General features: G+C 49.6%; 2 rRNA genes. Both read right to left on the reverse strand.

What is annotated here, in order from left to right:
• Position 1: 1 nt before the first annotated feature.
• Positions 2 to 118, reverse strand: a 5S ribosomal RNA gene (gene rrf / locus OXPF_RS13345).
• Positions 119 to 197: 79 nt separating this feature from the next.
• Positions 198 to 3,092 (reverse strand): 23S ribosomal RNA (locus tag OXPF_RS13350).
• Between the last annotated feature and the right edge of the window lie 161 nt (positions 3,093 to 3,253).

Raw genomic sequence — 3,253 nt, forward strand, 5'->3', positions numbered from 1 at the left:
ATACCGGCGACGACTTACTCTTCCACCACGCTTCCATGGCAGTACCATCAGCGTACCCAGGCTTAACCTACGTGTTCGGTATGGGAACGGGTGTGACCCTGGGGCTATTGCCACCGATTATGATAACTTGTTATCACAAGTTATATATCCTTGATATACTGCATAATGTAGTAGTTACACAATTAAGTGTAACAATATAGGTCAAGCCCTCGACCAATTAGTACTGCAAAGCTCAATGCATTACTGCACTTACACCCACAGCCTATCAACCTGATGTTCTTTCAGGGGTCTTACTGGACTACTCCATGGGAAATCTTATCTTAGGGTTTGTTTCGCACTTAGATGCTTTCAGCGCTTATCAATTCCAGACATAGCTACCCAGCCGTGCCCTTGGCAGGACAACTGGTACACCATAGGTCTGTCCATCCCGGTCCTCTCGTACTAAGGACAGCTCCCTTCAAATTTCCTGCGCCCGCGACGGATAGGGACCGAACTGTCTCACGACGTTCTGAACCCAGCTCGCGTGCCGCTTTAATGGGCGAACAGCCCAACCCTTGGGACCTACTTCAGCCCCAGGATGCGACGAGCCGACATCGAGGTGCCAAACCTCCCCGTCGATATGGACTCTTGGGGGAGATAAGCCTGTTATCCCCGAGGTAGCTTTTATCCGTTGAGCGATGGCCCTTCCACTCGGAACCACCGGATCACTAAGCCCGACTTTCGTCCCTGCTCGACTTGTTTGTCTCGCAGTCAGGCTCCCTTATGCCTTTATACTCTTCGAGCGATTTCCAACCGCTCTGAGGGAACCTTTGGACGCCTCCGTTACATTTTGGGAGGCGACCGCCCCAGTCAAACTGCCCACCTAGCAATGTCCCGTATCCAGCTTCATGGATCCCGGTTAGAATTTTAGCATCATCAGGGTGGTATCCCAAGGTTAGCTCCATAGAATCTGGCGACCCTACTTCTCTGCCTCCCACCTATCCTGTACAGATAATGCCGAAACTCAATGCTAAGCTACAGTAAAGCTCTACGGGGTCTTTCCGTCCAATCGCGGGTAACCGGCATCTTCACCGGTACTACAATTTCGCCGAGTCCCTTGTTGAGACAGTGCCCAAGTCGTTACACCATTCGTGCGGGTCGGAACTTACCCGACAAGGAATTTCGCTACCTTAGGACCGTTATAGTTACGGCCGCCGTTCACTGGGGCTTCGGTTCAAAGCTTCGCTTGCGCTAACTCATCCCCTTAACCTTCCAGCACTGGGCAGGTGTCAGCCCCTATACTTCAGCTTTCGCTTTAGCAGAGACCTGTGTTTTTGCTAAACAGTCGCTTGGGCCTTTTCACTGCGACCTATTTCTAGGTACCCCTTCTCCCGAAGTTACGGGGTCAATTTGCCGAGTTCCTTAACAAGGGTTCTCTCGTTCGTCTTAGGATTCTCTCCTCACCTACCTGTGTCGGTTTGCGGTACGGGCACCTCTTCACTCGATAGCAGCTTTTCTCGACAGTGTGGAATCATTCCCTTAAGGCAGCAAGCTGCCTTCTTCCCCATTACATCTCAGCCTTATGCTCTGCGGATTTGCCTACAGAGCAGCCTAAATGCTTAGGCACACTCAACCAACGGTGTGCTGGAACTATCCTGCTGTGTCACTACTTCTCTCAATCGTTAAAGGTGGTATCGGAATATCAACCGATTGTCCATCAACTACGCCTTTCGGCCTCGCCTTAGGTCCCGACTAACCCTGAGCGGACGAACCTTCCTCAGGAAACCTTAGGTCTTCGACGGGCAGGATTCTCACCTGCCTCTCGCTACTTATGCCAGCATTCTCACTCCTATACAGTCCACAACTCCTTACAGTATTGCTTCTGCCCGTATAGGAAGCTCCCCTACCGAATTTTCATTCCCATAGCTTCGGTGGTAAGTTTTAGCCCCGGACATCTTCGGCGCAAGATCTCTCGACCAGTGAGCTATTACGCACTCTTTTAATGTGTGGCTGCTTCTAAGCCAACATCCTGGTTGTCTGTGAAACCTCACATCCTTTTCCACTTAACTTACACTTTGGGACCTTAGCTGATGATCTGGGCTGTTTCCCTTTCGACCACGGATCTTATCACTCGTAGTCTGACTCCTAAGATTATAGTATTTGGCATTCGGAGTTTGATAGGGTTCGGTAACCTCATTGGCCCCTAGCCCATTCAGTGCTCTACCTCCAATACTCATTCTTAAGGCTAGCCCTAAAGCTATTTCGGGGAGAACCAGCTATCTCCAAGTTCGATTGGAATTTCTCCGCTATCCACAGCTCATCCCCGCATTTTTCAACACACGTGGGTTCGGACCTCCAGTAAGTTTTACCTCACCTTCATCCTGTCCATGGATAGGTCACCTGGTTTCGGGTCTACAGCATGAAACTTAACGCCCTATTAAGACTCGGTTTCCCTTTGGCTCCGTACCTTAAGTACTTAACCTTGCTTCATACCGTAACTCGCTGGCTCGTTCTACAAAAAGCACGCTGTCAGGCATAAACTCCCTCCAACTGCTTGTAAGCACACGGTTTCAGGTTCTCTTTCACTCCCCTCCCGGGGTTCTTTTCACCTTTCCCTCACGGTACTTCTCCTCTATCGGTCACCAGGTAGTATTTAGCCTTGGGAGGTGGTCCTCCCTGCTTCCCACCAGATTTCTCGTGTCCGGTGGTACTCTGGATTCCGGCTCATATCTTGCTCTTTTCATCTACAGGGCTTTTACCTCCTATGGCCTACCTTTCCAGGTAGTTCGACTAAAAGCTCAATACTAAATGCCGGTCCACAACCCCTGAGAAGTTTCCCTCTCAGGTTTGGGCTCTTTCCCTTTCGCTCGCCGCTACTCAGAAAATCGAATTATTCTTTCTCTTCCTCCGGGTACTTAGATGTTTCAGTTCCCCGGGTTTACCTCTGCATAGCTATTTATTCACTATACAGTAACCAAACGGTTGGGTTTCCCCATTCGGAAATCTCCGGTTCATAGGTTATTTGCACCTACCCGAAGCTTATCGCAGCTTATCACGTCCTTCATCGGCTCCTGGTGCCAAGGCATCCTCCGTGTGCCCTTTCTAGCTTGACCTAGTTCAGTCTTGCTTATTGACAGGGGACACATCTTCTGTATCCTCTGCTGCAAGGTTCTCATCTTTCTTTTAAGATGTGTCCCCTTACATTTAACAGACACTTGATTTATTCTTGGCGAAATTGTCTACCCTACGACTTAGATTTGAAAATACCCAAATG

The organism is Oxobacter pfennigii (genome assembly GCF_001317355.1).
GTDB lineage: Bacteria > Bacillota > Clostridia > Clostridiales > Oxobacteraceae > Oxobacter > Oxobacter pfennigii.